Raw genomic sequence first — 16876 nt, 5'->3', positions numbered from 1 at the left:
TTATGAAACCCTCCTCTTTTACCAGACAACTTTTTAAAAATATGCTATGTTAAAAATGATAAAGGGGGAGAAAAATGAATTTTTTAGTGGTGCTAAAGGATCAAGTCATCAACCGTTCGACCTTTCTTTATGTTCAGTTAAACAAGGGGAAAACTTTGTTGCATTTTTCGCCAGAGTTTCATTTAGAAGGTCAAACACTAGGAGAAATCTATCAATCAGAAGGGTTAACTGCACTTTTGCTCTTTTTTAATAGAGAACTTGATTTACCTGTGAAAGATTACCTTGAGCTTTCATTGACAAGTTGGGATCAGGCAGTAACAGAGCTATTTCCAAATGGCTTGATAATCAAGGATAACAGCCAGTTGATACAGTTAACGGTCAGTGAACTTCAAAGACAAATGCGTTATAAAATTGATGAGAAAGATTCGTTTTCAATTTTTCAACGGCAACAAAAAATCTTAAAAAGTTTTTTAAGTGAAATTGGTAAAAAACGCCATTTATTAAAGACAACTCAATTATTAAAAAAATATCCTGATTTAGTTCATACATCGATTCAATTAACACAATTCTTAACGCTGATTCGCCGATTTGTTCGCTTGAAGGAAGTGCCTTCTAGAAAGCTCACGTTACCGTTAGCGGATACATTTCGTGTCGTTCAAAGAGCGCAGGAAAAGAAAGTCATCGTGATTGACTTTATGAAGAATCGGAATGCACTTCATCAATTAACAATGGAAAAAGCGAATTAAAGCTTTTTCTTTTTGCTTTTTTTTGCCATAATAAGAGCAACAGGAGGAGTTACGATGGCACAAATTTGGTTAAGACGCTTGATTGAATACAAAAGAAAATACAACCAAGTGATGCAAGGACGTTATGCAACATTTGATTCGTTGAACCGAGTATTGTTGATTCTGGCACTATTCTTTCGTCTGTTTCAATTTTTACTTCCTTTTTCAATCGGCTATTTCTTATTTTGGGGATTACTCGGTCTAATCGTATTTCGATTGTTATCGAAGAAAATCTATGTAAGAATAAATGAAAATCGTAAATTCATCGAAAAATCGAATCAAATAAAATTATGGTTTTCTCAGTTGAGAAAGCCAAAAAATTCAAAGAAAGTGATGGAGTACACGTTTTTTTCTTGTCCTACTTGTCACCAAAAGCAAAGAGCGCCACGAGGTAAAGGACGAATTCGAGTGACTTGTAAAAAATGCGGTACCCAATTTGAAACGAAAGTCTAGGTGAAGAGGATGAAGTTAGTCTTATTACGACATGGTGAAAGTGAAGCCAATTTTCAAAATTATTGGACTGGCTGGTTAGATGTTGCGCTAACTGAAAAGGGGATGCAACAAGCAACGGAAGCTGGACGAAAAATGAATGAGCAAGGATTGGTTTTTGATATCGTTTATACATCTGTACTAAAAAGAGCAATCAAAACGTCACAGTTAGCTTTAGAAGAAATGAATCAATTGTATCTTCCCGTCCAAAAAACTTGGCGGTTAAATGAACGACATTATGGGGCATTAGTTGGTAAAAATAAAACGGAGATGAAAAAAGAATATGGCGAAGAACAAGTCAAAAAATGGCGTCGTGGCTATCGAGAAGTTCCGCCACTCGTAGCAGAAAACCATTTTGATCGACGCTATGATTCTTTAGATCCACGTTTGCTCTCCCATGGTGAAAGCTTAGAGATGACAGTTGAGCGCGTGGTTCCTTTATGGCAAGATGAACTTGCACCACACTTATCAGCTGGTAAAAATGTCTTAGTGGTTGGACATGGGAATAGCTTACGTGCGTTAACGAAATACTTAGAAGATGTACCAGAAAATCAGTTGGATACGATTGATATCCCGAATGCGCAACCGATTCAATACACTTTAAATAAAGAGTTAAAAATCCTCGGAAAAGAATTGTTATAAGAGGGACATGTTTTGTGGGAATATGAATAGATTTAAAGGAAAGAAGTTACGATGATAAAAAATTATGTTTGGGATTTTGATGGAACATTATTTGATACTTATCCAGCCATGGTCGATGGAGCGCTTCAAGCAATGGCTGCGTTAGGTATCTTAGCGGATCAAGAAACGATTTATCCGATTATGAAGAAATTTTCCACCCATCAACTAATCAAAGAATACCAATTACCAGAAGAACAATTTACACCCTTGTTTCATCGTTATGAAGCAGCGAGTCAGAAAATTTCCAAGCCTTTTGCAGGCACCCAAGAAGTGTTACGATCATTGAAAAGCCAAGGTGCAAAGCATTTTATTTTGACCCATCGACTCTCATCCTCAACTTGGGGATTACTTGAGCAGTTTGATCTAACTGATTTAATTGAAGAAGTCATTGGGATTGATCGGAATTTTCCTCGTAAGCCAGCGCCCGACTCATTAAATCATTTAATCCAAAGACATCAATTGAAAAAGTCGGAAACGATCATGATTGGTGATCGTCGTTTAGATATAGAAGCTGGTAAGAATGCAGGAGTCTTGACTTGTTTGTATGATATTGATCATTTTTTACAAGATATTCCTGCCGATTATGTTGTAGATGATCTCTTAAAAATCCTTGATATCAAGGAGAAAGCAATAAAATAGTATCCTCTTTCAAAGTGAGGTATGTTATAATTTGAATAAGGAGTGATCAAATGGAAATCAAAAGACAAAAAGAAGTAGTAGAGGCCTTTCACTATGATTTTAAAAGGCCTGATCAAGAAGTTGAAACAGATTTAAAAGTAGGATTTTCTCCTCTGAAAGAGACAATTGAGAACTATCCGAAAGAACACAGTATCGTAGGAGCACGTTTAGAATTTCGCTTAGTCTTTGATACATATGTTTTATCAGGAAGCGTGAGTCAAATTAATCATATCCTTAATCGAAAGATTGAAGGACAAAATGATGTCACACAAGAAGAAGTGGATGAGCTAGTTGCACCATTATTTGATATCGTCAAACGAATGGCTTATGAAATAACTGAGATTGCATTGGATCAACCAGGTGTAAAACTGAATTTTCAATCTGAAAAAGAAGAAAATAACGCATAAAGCGTGCTTAAAACCAGTAGTGATAGTCACAGACTATCACTACTGGTTTTTTTCTATTACTAATTGTAAGCAAAACGAATGTAATTTTTACATAAATAGTCTAGAATGAACGAGTCGCTGAAAAAAATATTTTCAGGAAAATGATTGAAGAATCATTTTCGGGAACCTTTACTTCCTTAGATGGACTTGTCATTAAAAATTAGAGGAGGAATAAAATGACAACACTCATCACAGTTTTAGTGGTTCTAGTTTTTGCGGTATTATTATATGTTTTTTATCGCATGCAAAAGCGCCATGCAAAATTTTCAACAAGGGTTTATACAGCTCTAGCTATCGGAATCGTATTTGGTGGCTTATTACAATTGATTTTTGGAGTAGATAACCAAGTCATCAGTCAATCAATGGAATGGATCAATATCGTAGGTGAAGGCTATGTCGGCTTCTTACAAATGCTGATTATGCCATTAGTATTCGTCTCGATCGTTGGCGCATTTACAAAAATGAAAGTTTCTGAAAAATTAGGTAAAATCAGTGCAACAGTATTAACCTCACTGCTTGCAACAACAGCAATTGCTGCATTGATTGGAATCGGTACAACCATATTATTTGGTCTTCAAGGAGCAAAGTTTACCGAGGGCGCAGCAGAAACAGCTCGAATCTCGGAATTAGCCACTCGCCAAGAGAGTATCCAAGGATTAACGATTCCGCAACAAATATTATCATTCATCCCTAAAAATGTTTTTGCTGATCTAGCTGGTACACGTGCAACAAGTACGATCGGTGTTGTGATTTTTGCTGCATTTGTTGGGATTGCTTATCTAGGGGTCAAAAGAAAAGCACCGAAAGAAGCAGAATTTTTTGCCAATTTGATTGATAGTTTATATAAAATCGTTATGCGTATCGTTACCTTAGTTTTACGTTTGACTCCATTTGGCGTCTTTGCGTTGATGACGAATGTGATGGCTACTAGTGATTTTGTTGCCATTATCAATTTAGGAAAATTCGTACTTGCTTCGTATGTTGCTTTACTAGCAGTCTTGATTGTTCATTCATTGATCTTGCTTTCAGTGAAAGTCAATCCGTTTGACTACTTTAAAAAAGCTTTTCCAGTATTGAGCTTTGCTTTTACTTCACGTTCAAGTGCAGGGGCATTGCCATTGAATATCGAAACACAGACCAAAGCGTTAGGTGTGGATGAAGCAACAGCGAATTTTTCAGCCAGCTTTGGTTTATCAATTGGGCAAAACGGCTGTGCAGGTGTGTATCCAGCGATGCTAGCCACGATCGTTGCTCCAGCTGCTGGAATTGATGTTTTTAGTATTGGCTTTATCTTGATGTTAGTTGCAATCGTCACGATCAGCTCATTTGGTGTAGCCGGTGTTGGTGGTGGCGCAACGTTTGCTTCATTGATCGTCTTAGGGGCGATGAATTTGCCAGTTGCCATCGTTGGCTTAGTTATCTCAGTAGAACCATTGATTGATATGGCTCGAACAGCAACGAACGTCAGTGGCAGTATGGTTGCCGGGATTGTCACAAGTGCTAGAATTAAGGACTTGGATCGTGAAGCAATCAAAGATGATTCAAAAGTCATTGATGTCAATGCTTAGTTATAAGCCAAAACAGATTTCGTCTTTGAGACGGGATCTGTTTTTTTTATAAGCGATTGATACAGAGAATCTATTTTATTCCGAAAAGTGAAAACGAGATTCCATCCACTCCAAAAACTATGACAATAAGGGCAAGTATAAGAGTATAAAGATGGAGTGAAGATAGCTTTTCCGATCTCCGTATGCTAAAATAGTTAAGCTTATGACTTCTAAAACGAAGAAATGTAGGAGGATTTACATGTTTACCAATGAAATGAAAATCATGTTATATGTTGATGATGTGAAAAAAAACGTTGATTTTTGGACTGCGGTTGGATTCAAAGAATTAGATCGTCAAGAAATGCATGGCACACTGGTTGTAGAAATCGCCCAATCAGAGAAGGCGACTACTTCACTTGTCTTATACGATCGGGAATTCATTGAACAACATTCCCCAGAAGTTGCTGGAAGTTCCCCATCCTTGATGTTTTATAGCGATGATATTTTTGATTTATATAAGAAAATGCAAGCACAAGGTACGGTATTAGGCGAATTAGTCCAGTTAGGTGAAGAATACGTATTTAATTTTGCCGATCCTGATGGTAATTATTTTGCAGTAACAGGGAAATAAAGAAATGATTTGAAGGTAGTCTTCAGACACTCATTCTACTAGTAGTTAAACAGGTCATGTTTAGCGACTAGTAGAGTGGGTGTTTTTCACTTGGTAGAACCTAGTTTATGTAAATGGTCATTCCATCGTTGAGGTCATCTTATTCCATCTTTTATGTAGTAAAGTTTGCCTAAATTAAAAAACGATAATTATATTATGTTAACTGAAGAGTTTGAACATAAATACACAAGCATAAATATCGTCAAACGAACCTTACTTTTTTTATACTATTCTGGAGAGAAGAGAAGGAAGGAAAGAAAACATGGATTACCAAGTATTACTTTATTACAACTACACAACCATTGAAGACCCAGAGCAATTTGCGAAGGAACATTTAGCCTTTTGTAAATCGTTGAATTTAAAAGGAAGAATCTTAGTTGCCAAAGAGGGAATCAACGGCACATTGTCTGGAACGATCGAAGAAACTGAAAAATATATGGCGATGATGCATCAAGACGAGCGTTTTGCTGATACATTTTTTAAAATTGATCCAAGTGAAGGCCACGCATTTAAGAAAATGTTTGTTCGTGCACGACCAGAACTTGTTTCTTTGAAATTAGAAGACGATATCGATCCTCACGAATTGACAGGAGATTATCTCTCACCAAAAGAATTCAAAGAGGCAATTTTAGATGAAGATACTGTTGTCATTGATGCCAGAAATGATTACGAGTATGATCTAGGACATTTTCGTGGGGCTGTTCGTCCTGATATTAGAAGCTTTAGGGAACTCCCTAAATGGATCCGTGATCATAAAGAAGAATTTATGGAAAAACGAGTGGTTACTTATTGTACTGGTGGGATTCGTTGCGAAAAATTTTCTGGTTGGTTAGTCCGTGAAGGCTTCAAAGATGTTGGTCAACTACACGGCGGGATCGCGACTTATGGAAAAGACCCTGAAGTTCAAGGAGAATTGTGGGATGGTAAGATGTATGTGTTCGATGAACGTATTGCAGTTGATATCAATCAAGTGGATAAACGAATCGTAGGCAAAGATTGGTTCGACGGTACGCCTTGCGAACGCTACATCAATTGTGGCAATCCTGAATGCAATCGTCAGATGTTGACTTCTGTTGAAAATGAAGAAAAACATTTAGGTTCTTGTTCGATCGAATGCGCAAAACATCCACAAAACCGCTACATCAAAGAGCATCAACTGTCTGAAAAAGAAGTAGAAGAAAAATTAGCTGCTTTTTTTAACTAGCATTTAGTGACAAGCTGAAAAATAAACATAGCAGGAGGAGCTGTTCTCCAATCACCTAGCACTAGTTGAGCGCTGAGTGAACAAGGGATTTCCTTTGCTATCTTTATTTTTGGCTTGTCTTTTTTTCTTTTTATTGAGAAAATCAGTATAGGAAAGGGAAAAACCTTTTTGATAAGTGTAAATCTATGCGAAAGATACGTTATACTACAATGGAAAGGGAGAGTTTTATCATGAAAAAGTGGGTGTATGCGATTGGCGATGTTCATGGAAAATACGATCTCTTTAAAAAATTGGTCAACGAATTTGATCCATTAAATCATCAATTAGTATTGATGGGGGATTTGAATGATAGAGGCCCTAACACGAAAGAATGTTTTTTACTAGGTATGCAACTAGTCAAAGAAAATAACGCGATTTATCTTCGAGGAAACCACGAAGAGTACTTTTTGCAGTTCCTCCAAAGTCCTGAAGACTGGTATGAGCCTTATTTACGGAATGGTGGCAAAGAAACATTTGACAGTCTTTTACACCCTGGGTCAACTGAAGAGTATTCGCCCACAGAGATTGCGTTGATGATTCGCTCACGATATGGCGAACTGATTGATTTTTTATGTGAGCGGCCGCTTTATTATGAATGGCATAATTATCTCTTTGTCCATGCAGGGGTTGACTTAACTAAAAAAGATTGGCATGATACAAACCCTCATGATTTCATCTGGATCCGCGAACCTTTCCATGAAGGTAAAAATAATACAGGAAAAACAATCGTTTTTGGTCATACCATTACCCCTATGCTACACGGAGATATGGAAACGACAGATTTATGGATTCACGATAAGAAAATCGGAATTGACGGTGGAGCAGTCTTTGGTGGATCGATGCATGGTGTGGTTTTTGATGAAACTGGTATCGTTCAAGACATTGAGTATCAAAACACTGAAGGACCGTGGCAAGGAAATTAATGGATCAGGATAACAGTACATGATTCCTTATAAAAGTATTGAGGAAACTCAAATTCCTCAACTATTATAGGGGATTTTTAGTGTGATTGATTTGTTTTGCTAAGAGCTGCTATAAGTACTGTTATCAAATATGATAAAATAAATAAGTATGTGAGAAAATCCACCATTTTTATTTAGAAACAGGGAATAATGAAAATGGCTTTAACTTAAAAAGGGAGTATATTGATGGCAGAGAATTTAAATCAAACAATTGTCCAGTTAGTTCAAAAAGAACTAACGATGTATCATTCAAAACAACTTACCACCGTATTGAATTTATTGAACGAAGGAAATACTGTCCCATTTATTGCACGTTACCGAAAAGAAATGACCGGTAGCTTAGATGAGGTACAAATTCGAGAAATTGAAGAGCGCTATGCTTATTTAGAAAACTTAGAGAAACGAAAACAAGAAGTGATTCGTTTAATCGATGAACAAGGTAAGCTAACGCCAGAATTGAAAAAAGACATTACTTTAGCAGTTAAAATGCAACAAGTAGAAGACTTGTATCGTCCTTATAAACAAAAACGCAGAACGAAAGCGACGATCGCAAAAGAAAAAGGATTAGAGCCTTTTGCCCAGTGGCTTCGTCAATTGCCCAATGAAGATGTCTATGCAGAAGCAAAAAAATACCTCAATGATGAAAAAGAAGTTCATACGGTCGAGGAAGTATTGCAAGGCGCTCACGAAATCATTGCTGAAGAAGTCAGTGATAATGCAACTTACAGAACGTGGGTACGCTCCTATACCTACAATAAAGGTTCTTATGTCAGTGTCGTTAAAAAGAAGGAGCTAGATGAAAAAGCGGTATATGAAATGTATTATGATTATGCCGAACCCATTCATAAAATCGTCTCTCATCGCATTTTAGCGACGAATCGTGGTGAAAAAGAAGGCATTTTGAAAGTCGGACTCCAAGTGGAAGAGGAACCTATTTTGTCTTATATGGAGCGGCAATTGATCAATAACCCAGCTTCTCCCGCAACTATGTTTGTTAGGAATGCTTATCAAGATAGTTACAAACGATTTATTCAACCTGCGATTGAGCGGGAAGTGCGCAATGAATTAACTGAAAAAGCTGATGAGCAAGCAATTGCGATCTTTGGAGAAAACCTCCGTAATCTATTGTTACAACCTCCTTTAAAAGGAAAAGTCGTTTTAGGATTCGATCCAGCCTATCGTACAGGATGTAAGTTAGCTGTAGTAGATGCGACAGGTAAAGTTTTGGCAATTGAAGTCATCTATCCGCATAAACCTGCTTCTCAAGCGAAACGTGAAGCTGCAGGACCTGCTTTTGTTCAATTGATCAACCAATACCAAGTAGATATGGTCGCAATAGGAAATGGTACTGCTAGCCGTGAATCAGAACAATTTGTTGCTGAACAATTAAAATCAGCTGATCATAAAGCGTACTATGCGATCGTGAATGAGGCGGGAGCTTCTGTTTATTCTGCAAGTGATATTGCCCGCAAAGAATTTCCTGACCTCCAAGTGGAAGAGCGAAGTGCAGTGTCGATCGCTCGACGTTTGCAAGATCCATTAGCTGAATTAGTGAAGATTGACCCTAAAGCTGTAGGAGTTGGACAATACCAACATGATGTTTCTCAAAAACGTTTAGCGGAACAATTAGATTTTGTAGTAGAAACTGTGGTCAATCAAGTGGGTGTGGATGTTAATACTGCAAGCCCTCAATTATTGCAACACATCTCTGGTTTGAATAAAACAACTGCTCAAAATATTGTGACTTATCGAGAAGAAAATGGTGCGTTTGAGACGCGAGCGCAATTGAAAAAAGTTCCTCGCTTAGGACCAAAGGCTTATGAGCAAGCGATCGGGTTTATCCGTGTACCAGGTGGGAAAAACATTCTTGATAATACAGGCATTCACCCGGAAAGCTATCCAATTGCAAAAGAAATTCTAAAAAGCAACGGGTTATCAGAAAAAGCATTAGGTAAAAAAGAAGCAATCGAAACCCTATCTCAACTTTCTTCCACTCATTTATCCAAAACATTATCTGTAGGAGAAGAAACGTTAGCTGATATTCTTGAAGGGTTAACCCGACCTGGTAGAGATATGCGGGATGAAATGCCAGCTCCACTCTTGCGTTCAGATGTTTTAAGTATGGAAGATTTGAAACCAGGGATGGAGTTGAAAGGGACTGTACGGAATGTAATCGACTTTGGTGCGTTTGTTGATATCGGTGTAAAGCAAGACGGATTAGTTCATCTTTCTAAATTAAGTAAAAAATTTGTTAAACATCCTACTGATGTCGTTTCTGTAGGCGATGTTGTAACAGTTTGGATTGAAGCTGTTGATGTCAATAAAGGAAGAATCAGTTTAACGATGCTTTCCCCTTATGAGGCGAAATAAAGTGACAGAAATCGAATTGCAGCAACTCGTTGAAAAAATCTCGCTAGATAGTTTTTCATTGCCCTTTAAGCATCAAGCAAAATTCAATTCTCGTTTGCGATCTACAGGGGGACGGTATCACTTAAACGACCATCATTTAGATTTTAATTGGAAGATGTTTCAAGAAGTGGATGAAGCGACAAAAGTTGCAATCATTAAACATGAATTATGTCATTATCATTTGCATTTAGCTAATAAAGGTTATCGTCACCGAGATGCTGATTTTAAGGCTTTACTAAAAAAAACGGGTGGTTTAAGATACGCTCCTGCTCTTTCTGCTAAGAAAACGACTAAAATTGAATGGTATCAGTGTGCTAGTTGTACAACCGATATTTACCGCAAACGAAAAATCGATACCAAACGCTATGTTTGCGGGAAATGTCGAGGGCATTTGATTTGGAAGGAAACACTGGATAAAATGCCAAATGAACAGCTTTCCAGTAAGTAAAATATCTTAAAAAGGAGAAAGAAGCTCATGACGAATCAAGGGGAACAATTGAAAGATTGGAATTGTTTGCTATCCTTTTTGGCTGATGCAAGTGATCAAAGAACAAATGATTCGGCACCAATAGTGATTCTAGCAGGCAATGGCTTACCGATTCTTGCTGATAAGGCAGCTGAACTGTATTTGCAAGGACAAGTGCAGCAAATTTTTCTAGTCGGAGGAATCGGACATGCTACTAAGGTGCTTCGCCAAAATTTTGCAAAGCAAGGGGTTTTATTTGAGGATGGACTCAGTGAAAGTGAGATGTGTTTTCGTTACTTAACAGAAAAATACCACATTCCAACTGAAAGATTCATTTTAGAAACAACCTCGACGAACTCTGGGGAAAATGCACAACATGCCTTGACGATCCTTCAAAAAAAGGGCGCTCTACCTGAACGGATTTTTCTTATGAATGATCCAACATTACAGCGACGTACCAGAGCAACTTTTGAGAAGGTCTGGAAAGGCACAGGAGTAGAATGGTGTAACTATGTCCCATTTGTTCCCCAATTAATTGAACTAGCGGAAGAGTTACATTTTTCTCAGCCAGAGTTGAACGATCAATGGTCGAAAGATTATTTCTATGCGTTAGTTTTAGGAGAAATGGTTCGTTTGAGGGATGATGAACAGGGCTATGGACCAAATGGGAAAAATTATATGAATCATGTGGACATCCCACAAAAAGTTTGGTCAGCCTATCAACGAATCCGTTCTTCTGTTTCAGGAACTTTCTTGCGTTCATGAGAAAATCATCCCTAGTAGACCAAACGAGAGCGTTAGCCAGTTTTTAAATTTGAACGATTTTTCAAGTAAGTAACCTCTTCAAATATATTTGGTTGAAATTTTTTTAGGTTTATATGATAATGAGGAACGTGTTGTAATAGAAAACAAAATAATGGATGATATTTAAGAGAAGAGGATTCAAATGGAAAATCAAAATAAATTATACCATTTTGTTGGTATTAAAGGATCAGGAATGAGCTCATTGGCACTTGTCCTACACGAGCAAGGGTTACCAGTACAAGGATCAGATATCGAAAAATATTTCTTTACACAAAGGGATTTAGAAAAAGCAAATATCAAAATTTTGCCTTTTGATGCAGAGAATGTTCAACCTGGAATGACGATCATTGCTGGTAATGCTTTCCCAGATACGCATGAGGAGATTCAAAGAGCGAAAGAGTTGGGATTAGAAGTTGTTCGTTATCATGACTTTATCGGCGACTTTATCCAAAACTACACGAGTATTGCAGTGACTGGTTCACATGGTAAAACGAGTACGACAGGATTACTTTCACATATGTTGACTGGCATTCGTCCAACAAGTTATTTAATTGGTGATGGCACAGGACATGGCGATCCTCAAGCAGAATTTTTTGCATTTGAAGCTTGTGAATATCGTCGCCATTTCTTAGCATATTCGCCTGATTATGTTATCATGACAAATATTGATTTTGATCATCCAGATTATTATACAAGTATTGATGATGTGTTTACCGCATTTCAATCAATGGCAAATCAAGTGAAAAAAGCGATCTTTGCCTATGGAGATGATGCTTACTTAAGAAAATTAGAAGCAGATGTTCCGATCTATTATTATGGTGTTTCTGAAGATGATGATATCCAAGCTCGGAATATCGAACGCACAACGACGGGGTCAGCTTTCGATGTGTACCACAAAGATGAATTTGTGGGACATTTCACTGTTCCTGCTTTTGGCAAACATAATATATTAAATGCATTAGGCGTGATCGCAGTTGCTTATTTTGAAAAACTAGACCAAGAAGAAGTAGCGAAAGAATTGTTAACATTCCCAGGTGTAAAACGTCGCTTTAGCGAAAAAATCGTAGCTGATATGACAGTTGTAGATGATTATGCTCATCATCCAGCTGAAATCAAAGCAACAATCGATGGGGCTCGACAAAAGTACCCTGATAAAGAAATCATTGCAGTTTTCCAACCTCATACATTTACCCGCACAATTGCTTTGATGGATGAGTTTGCAGAAGCACTAGATCTTGCAGATAAAGTTTATCTATGTGATATATTTGGCTCTGCTCGAGAAGAACAGGGCGATGTCAAAATTGAAGATCTTGGCAATAAAATCAAAAAAGGTGGTCAAGTGATCAAAGAAGACAATGTTTCTCCTTTACTTGATTTCCACGATGCTGTCATTATCTTTATGGGTGCAGGGGACGTTCAAAAATTTGAACAAGCGTATGAAAAATTATTAAGTAGTACGACAAAGAATGTATTGTAATCTATTTTTTAAGTAGTCGATTGTAAAGCAGTCTCTATCTGTTAAAGAATGAAACTTAACAGGTAGAGATTTTTTGATTTTTCTGGTTTTCAAAAGAGGAATCAACATCGCTGTCTTCTTTCAGTTTCGTTAATATTTTCTTGTTTTAATCAGTGTAACTTGCCTTTTTGGACTGTTTTGATACAATAAGAAGTGATCAATATATAAACTGGAGGGTTACTAACTTGAACATAAGTAAACCACGTAAATTAGGAAAAACCATCAATGAACTGGAGGAAGGGGACTCGTTGTCTTTAACTGAATCGATTGAAGACAATCAGCTGTTATTGTATTTAGGACTAACAAATGATGCGAATCCACTCTACATCCAACATGATTTTGCGAAACAAACGGAGTACCAACAACCGATTGTGCCTTCTGTCATGTTGATGGGCATCATCACCAGTGCAATTTCAAAACATTTGCCAGGTCCTGGGTCTCATGTAGTCAATTTTTCTGTCAATTTTATTGAGCCAGTTTTCCATTATCAAACATTGACTTTTCAGTTTGATATTATCAAAGTAGACAAAATGAAAAATGTCGTGACAATCTCTGTCGAAGCAAACAATAGCGAAGAAAATCGGGTATTGGATGCAGTAGTGATGGTTCAGCCACCGGTCGAACCAGAATTAGAGATTACTCTTGAAAGTGAAGGTGAAACATATGAATAATCAAGGTACTATTTCAACAGGACTGAATCGCTTCTATGCTAAGGTCTATGGTTATCTAGGAGGAGGTCTAGCATTAAGTGCGATTATCTCTTATCTCGCATTACAAGTATATCCTCAACAAGTTTTCTCGTTCATCAATAATTTTCCATTAGGCTTTATGGGTCTCTGGATCGTAGAGTTGATTTTAGTAGTTGTATTGGGCGTTAAAGCAGCTAAAAACCCAAGTTTAGCTATTGGTGGTTTTATTGCGTATTCGCTCTTGAATGGACTGACGTTAGCTGTCACATTAGCGATGTATGATATCGGTAGCATTACCAGAGCGTTTATTACAGCAACTGGAATGTTTTTAGGGATGTCCGTTGTAGGCTTGGTTACTAAAAAAGATTTGACAGGTGTCGGCCGTGCCGGAATGGCCGCATTGATCGGTGTCATTATTGCCATGGTCTTAAATGTCTTTATCTTACGAAGCAGCGCAGTAGAGTTGTTTATTTCTCTTCTTTTAGTCGTGATCTTCGCAGGAATTACCGCATATGACAACCAAAAGATCCGGTCAATCTATATAGAATCAAATGGGACAGCACATAGTGGGATTGCCGTATTCTTGGCATTACAACTATATCTTGATTTTATCAACTTGTTCTTAGCATTCTTAAGAATTTTCGGACGTAACAATTAAGCGATTGAATGGATCGTTCAGTTGAACAATAATTATGAGAGTGAAAAGCATTGAGTCTTTTCACTCTTTTTTGTCCAGTAAAGTGGTTAATTTGCGTTTTTCTTTTCGCTTTCCTCAGTATTCTTTGTTAGAATAAATAAGAACTTTACAGTAAGGAGTTAGGCAGATGACAAAAAATAAATTATTACTTGTAGATGGAAATAGTGTTGCTTTTCGCGCATTTTTTGCTTTACACAATTCATTAGAACGGTTTAAAAATAGAAATGGGTTGCATACAAATGCGATCTATGCTTTTAACACGATGTTTGAAAATGTGATGCAAAAAGAGCAACCTACTCATGTATTAGTTGCATTCGATGCAGGAAAGACGACATTTAGAACCGAGATGTATGCAGAATACAAAGGTGGCCGTTCAAAAACTCCTGGAGAATTTAAAGAACAGATGCCTTACATTCGTGAATTACTCACAGGACTAGGTGTCCAATACTATGAATTACCTAATTATGAAGCGGATGACATCATTGGGACATTAGCCGAAAAAGTCAATAAAGAAGAATTTGATGTCGTTGTTTTATCTGGTGATCGAGATCTGACTCAATTAGCTAGTAATGAAATCAAAGTAGACATTACGGTGAAAGGTGTGAGTGATATCGAAAGTTACACACCTGAACATGTGGCTGAAAAATATGATGGGTTGACGCCAAGTCAAATCATTGATATGAAAGGTTTGGCAGGAGACGCTTCAGACAATATTCCTGGTGTGACGAAAATCGGCGAAAAAACAGCAATCAAATTGTTAAAACAATATGGATCCGTTGAAGGGATCTATGAGCATATTGATGAAATGAAACAAAGCAAAATGAAAGAAAATTTGATCAATGATAAAGAACAAGCTTTCTTATCCAAACAATTAGCGACGATCAATACAGATGCGCCAGTTGAAGTCTCAATTGATTCATTGAAATATGAAGGGAAAAACTTAGAGAAATTGGTGCCATTTTATAAAGAAATGGAATTTAAACAATTCCTGGCAAAGCTGGACCTTGTTGAGGAAGAAGTAGAACTTGAAGATATCCTATTTGAAGTAGTCCATGAATACCATGAGGACATGTTCACGACTGACATGGCTTTATATGTGGAGATGATGGGAGACAATTACCATACAGAAGATATCGTGGGTGTAGCTTGGGGGACGAAACAAAAAATTTATGTTACGAATGATCTAGCGTTATTTGAGAACGAAGCTTTTTGTGCTTGGTTAGCTGATCCAACACGGTTGAAAAAAGTCTATGATGCCAAACGGACCTATGTGGCTTTAAATCGTTATGCCACGAAAACAAAAGGGATCGATTTTGATGTATTGCTTGGTGCCTACTTGCTTGATACAAATGAGAAAAGTACGGATATTGAAGGAATCGCTGCCCATTATGGCTATCATGAAGTGCAGTCAGATGAAGCAATTTATGGAAAAGGGGCAAAAAAAGGATTACCGGAAGAGGAAGAAGTATTTTTTGCCCACCTTGCCAGAAAAGTATCTGCCATTAATGTTTTAACACCTAAGTTAAGTCAAGAATTAACAGAAAAAAACCAAATGGCCTTGTTCCGTGAGATGGAACTACCCCTTTCAATCATCTTAGCTGAAATGGAAATCACTGGTATCAAAGTTGATGCTTCTCGTTTACAAGAAATGAAAATCGAATTCTCCAATCGATTGAAAGAGATCGAGGAAACAATCTATCAAGAGGCTGGTGAATCCTTCAATTTAAACTCACCAAAACAATTAGGGGTCATTTTATTTGAAAAAATGGGGTTACCGGTGATCAAGAAAACGAAGACAGGCTATTCCACTGCGGTCGATGTTTTAGAACAATTAAGAGAACAAGCCCCAATCGTGGATGACATCTTGACGTATCGCCAAATCGCCAAGATCCAGTCAACTTATGTAGAAGGTTTGTTAAAAGTCATTCAATCCGATGGAAAAGTCCATACCAGATATGTTCAAACATTGACTCAAACAGGGCGTTTAAGTTCAGTAGATCCTAATTTACAGAATATTCCTATCCGCTTAGATGAAGGGCGAAAGATTCGCCAAGCGTTTGTGCCTAGAGAAAAAGACTGGTTGATTTATTCATCTGACTATTCACAAATCGAATTGCGTGTCTTAGCTCATATCTCGAATGATGAACATTTAAAAGCAGCCTTTCTTGAAGGACAAGATATCCATGCAAGTACTGCTATGCGTGTTTTCGGGATTGAAAAAGCAGAAGATGTTACACCAAATATGCGTCGTCAAGCAAAAGCAGTCAATTTTGGGATCGTTTATGGCATTTCTGACTATGGTTTATCACAAAACCTTGGGATTACAAGAAAAGCAGCACAACAGTATATTGATACGTATTTTGAAAAATATCCTGGAGTCAAAGAATATATGGAACGTATCGTTCGTGAAGCGAAGGAACAAGGATTTGTCGAAACTCTTTACCATCGCAGACGTTATTTACCAGATATCAATTCACGAAATTATAATATACGTTCTTTTGCTGAAAGAACAGCAATCAATACCCCAATCCAAGGAAGTGCCGCTGATATTCTTAAAATCGCGATGATCGAGTTGGATAAACGCTTAAAAGAAGAAAAACTATCAGCAACCATGTTGTTACAAGTACACGATGAATTGGTTTTTGAAGTGCCAGAAACAGAATTAGAACGATTAGACAAATTAGTAAGTGAAGTCATGGAACATGCCGTGTCCTTACACGTACCATTGATTACAGACAGTAGTTGGGGAAAAACGTGGTATGAAGCGAAATAGCTGATTGCCACTATTGAACCG

General features: G+C 37.4%; 16 protein-coding genes. All 16 read left to right on the top strand.

All coding sequences use genetic code 11. The features are described from left to right. Nucleotides 1-74 precede the first annotated feature (74 nt). The 16 genes from IGK21_RS07390 (at nucleotide 75) to polA (ending at nucleotide 16855) form a co-directional block, all read left to right on the top strand. On the top strand, nucleotides 75-746 hold the full coding sequence (locus IGK21_RS07390; protein WP_181915022.1) for a hypothetical protein: 672 nt from the start codon (nucleotides 75-77) through the stop codon (nucleotides 744-746). A 54-nt stretch (nucleotides 747-800) separates the two neighbouring features. Beyond that, the gene (locus IGK21_RS07385) at nucleotides 801-1238 is read left to right on the top strand and encodes a hypothetical protein (protein WP_010719021.1); all 438 of its coding nucleotides are present in this window, start codon (nucleotides 801-803) and stop codon (nucleotides 1236-1238) included. Between the two features lie 9 nt (nucleotides 1239-1247). Beyond that, complete coding sequence (locus tag IGK21_RS07380; RefSeq protein WP_181915021.1) at nucleotides 1248-1916, top strand: 2,3-bisphosphoglycerate-dependent phosphoglycerate mutase; 669 nt, start codon at nucleotides 1248-1250, stop codon at nucleotides 1914-1916. A 54-nt stretch (nucleotides 1917-1970) separates the two neighbouring features. Then, nucleotides 1971-2594: an HAD-IA family hydrolase gene (locus IGK21_RS07375; RefSeq protein ID WP_181915179.1), complete on the top strand. Its 624-nt coding sequence runs from the start codon at nucleotides 1971-1973 to the stop codon at nucleotides 2592-2594. Between the two features lie 50 nt (nucleotides 2595-2644). Beyond that, entirely contained in the window at nucleotides 2645-3040 is a 396-nt protein-coding gene (locus IGK21_RS07370) for a DUF1149 family protein (protein WP_181915020.1), read from the top strand. A gap of 215 nt (nucleotides 3041-3255) precedes the next feature. Further along, the gene (locus tag IGK21_RS07365; RefSeq protein WP_181915019.1) at nucleotides 3256-4647 is read left to right on the top strand and encodes an L-cystine transporter; all 1392 of its coding nucleotides are present in this window, start codon (nucleotides 3256-3258) and stop codon (nucleotides 4645-4647) included. A 238-nt stretch (nucleotides 4648-4885) separates the two neighbouring features. Then, nucleotides 4886-5257 (top strand): VOC family protein, encoded by a 372-nt coding sequence (locus IGK21_RS07360; RefSeq protein ID WP_181915018.1) that lies wholly within the window; start codon nucleotides 4886-4888, stop codon nucleotides 5255-5257. Nucleotides 5258-5558: 301 nt separating this feature from the next. Further along, a complete protein-coding gene (trhO, locus tag IGK21_RS07355; RefSeq protein WP_010719027.1) occupies nucleotides 5559-6500 on the top strand; it encodes an oxygen-dependent tRNA uridine(34) hydroxylase TrhO in 942 nt (313 codons plus the stop codon). Between the two features lie 230 nt (nucleotides 6501-6730). Then, on the top strand, nucleotides 6731-7462 hold the full coding sequence (locus IGK21_RS07350) for a metallophosphoesterase family protein (RefSeq protein WP_010719028.1): 732 nt from the start codon (nucleotides 6731-6733) through the stop codon (nucleotides 7460-7462). Nucleotides 7463-7687: 225 nt separating this feature from the next. Further along, on the top strand, nucleotides 7688-9871 hold the full coding sequence (locus tag IGK21_RS07345) for a Tex family protein (RefSeq protein ID WP_181915017.1): 2184 nt from the start codon (nucleotides 7688-7690) through the stop codon (nucleotides 9869-9871). A 1-nt stretch (nucleotide 9872) separates the two neighbouring features. After that, nucleotides 9873-10358: a SprT family protein gene (locus IGK21_RS07340; protein WP_034698181.1), complete on the top strand. Its 486-nt coding sequence runs from the start codon at nucleotides 9873-9875 to the stop codon at nucleotides 10356-10358. A 27-nt stretch (nucleotides 10359-10385) separates the two neighbouring features. Next, complete coding sequence (locus tag IGK21_RS07335; RefSeq protein WP_161651738.1) at nucleotides 10386-11141, top strand: YdcF family protein; 756 nt, start codon at nucleotides 10386-10388, stop codon at nucleotides 11139-11141. 181 nt (nucleotides 11142-11322) lie between these two features. Beyond that, the gene (gene murC / locus IGK21_RS07330) at nucleotides 11323-12657 is read left to right on the top strand and encodes a UDP-N-acetylmuramate--L-alanine ligase (protein ID WP_010737682.1); all 1335 of its coding nucleotides are present in this window, start codon (nucleotides 11323-11325) and stop codon (nucleotides 12655-12657) included. Nucleotides 12658-12881: 224 nt separating this feature from the next. Then, nucleotides 12882-13367, top strand: a complete 486-nt coding sequence (locus IGK21_RS07325) for a MaoC/PaaZ C-terminal domain-containing protein (protein WP_010737681.1) — start codon at nucleotides 12882-12884, stop codon at nucleotides 13365-13367. Next, entirely contained in the window at nucleotides 13360-14043 is a 684-nt protein-coding gene (locus IGK21_RS07320; RefSeq protein ID WP_010737680.1) for a Bax inhibitor-1/YccA family protein, read from the top strand. Before IGK21_RS07325 ends, IGK21_RS07320 begins: the two co-directional genes overlap by 8 nt. Before the next feature lie 166 nt (nucleotides 14044-14209). Beyond that, entirely contained in the window at nucleotides 14210-16855 is a 2646-nt protein-coding gene (gene polA / locus IGK21_RS07315) for a DNA polymerase I (protein ID WP_181915016.1), read from the top strand. The last annotated feature ends 21 nt before the right edge of the window (nucleotides 16856-16876 follow it).

This window comes from Enterococcus sp. DIV1421a, assembly GCF_051711025.1.
In the GTDB taxonomy this organism is placed as follows: Bacteria; Bacillota; Bacilli; order Lactobacillales; family Enterococcaceae; genus Enterococcus_B; species Enterococcus_B hirae.
This window is presented reverse-complemented; position numbering and strand designations above follow the sequence as displayed.

What these genes read in the sequence shown, in the direction of transcription:
- IGK21_RS07390 (WP_181915022.1), top strand. Translation starts at nt 75, where the DNA reads ATGAATTTTTTAGTGGTGCTAAAGGATCAAGTCATCAACCGTTCGACC.
- IGK21_RS07385 (WP_010719021.1), top strand. Translation starts at nt 801, where the DNA reads ATGGCACAAATTTGGTTAAGACGCTTGATTGAATACAAAAGAAAATAC.
- IGK21_RS07380 (WP_181915021.1), top strand. Translation starts at nt 1,248, where the DNA reads ATGAAGTTAGTCTTATTACGACATGGTGAAAGTGAAGCCAATTTTCAA.
- IGK21_RS07370 (WP_181915020.1), top strand. Translation starts at nt 2,645, where the DNA reads ATGGAAATCAAAAGACAAAAAGAAGTAGTAGAGGCCTTTCACTATGAT.
- IGK21_RS07365 (WP_181915019.1), top strand. Translation starts at nt 3,256, where the DNA reads ATGACAACACTCATCACAGTTTTAGTGGTTCTAGTTTTTGCGGTATTA.
- IGK21_RS07360 (WP_181915018.1), top strand. Translation starts at nt 4,886, where the DNA reads ATGTTTACCAATGAAATGAAAATCATGTTATATGTTGATGATGTGAAA.
- trhO (WP_010719027.1), top strand. Translation starts at nt 5,559, where the DNA reads ATGGATTACCAAGTATTACTTTATTACAACTACACAACCATTGAAGAC.
- IGK21_RS07350 (WP_010719028.1), top strand. Translation starts at nt 6,731, where the DNA reads ATGAAAAAGTGGGTGTATGCGATTGGCGATGTTCATGGAAAATACGAT.
- IGK21_RS07345 (WP_181915017.1), top strand. Translation starts at nt 7,688, where the DNA reads ATGGCAGAGAATTTAAATCAAACAATTGTCCAGTTAGTTCAAAAAGAA.
- IGK21_RS07335 (WP_161651738.1), top strand. Translation starts at nt 10,386, where the DNA reads ATGACGAATCAAGGGGAACAATTGAAAGATTGGAATTGTTTGCTATCC.
- murC (WP_010737682.1), top strand. Translation starts at nt 11,323, where the DNA reads ATGGAAAATCAAAATAAATTATACCATTTTGTTGGTATTAAAGGATCA.
- IGK21_RS07320 (WP_010737680.1), top strand. Translation starts at nt 13,360, where the DNA reads ATGAATAATCAAGGTACTATTTCAACAGGACTGAATCGCTTCTATGCT.
- polA (WP_181915016.1), top strand. Translation starts at nt 14,210, where the DNA reads ATGACAAAAAATAAATTATTACTTGTAGATGGAAATAGTGTTGCTTTT.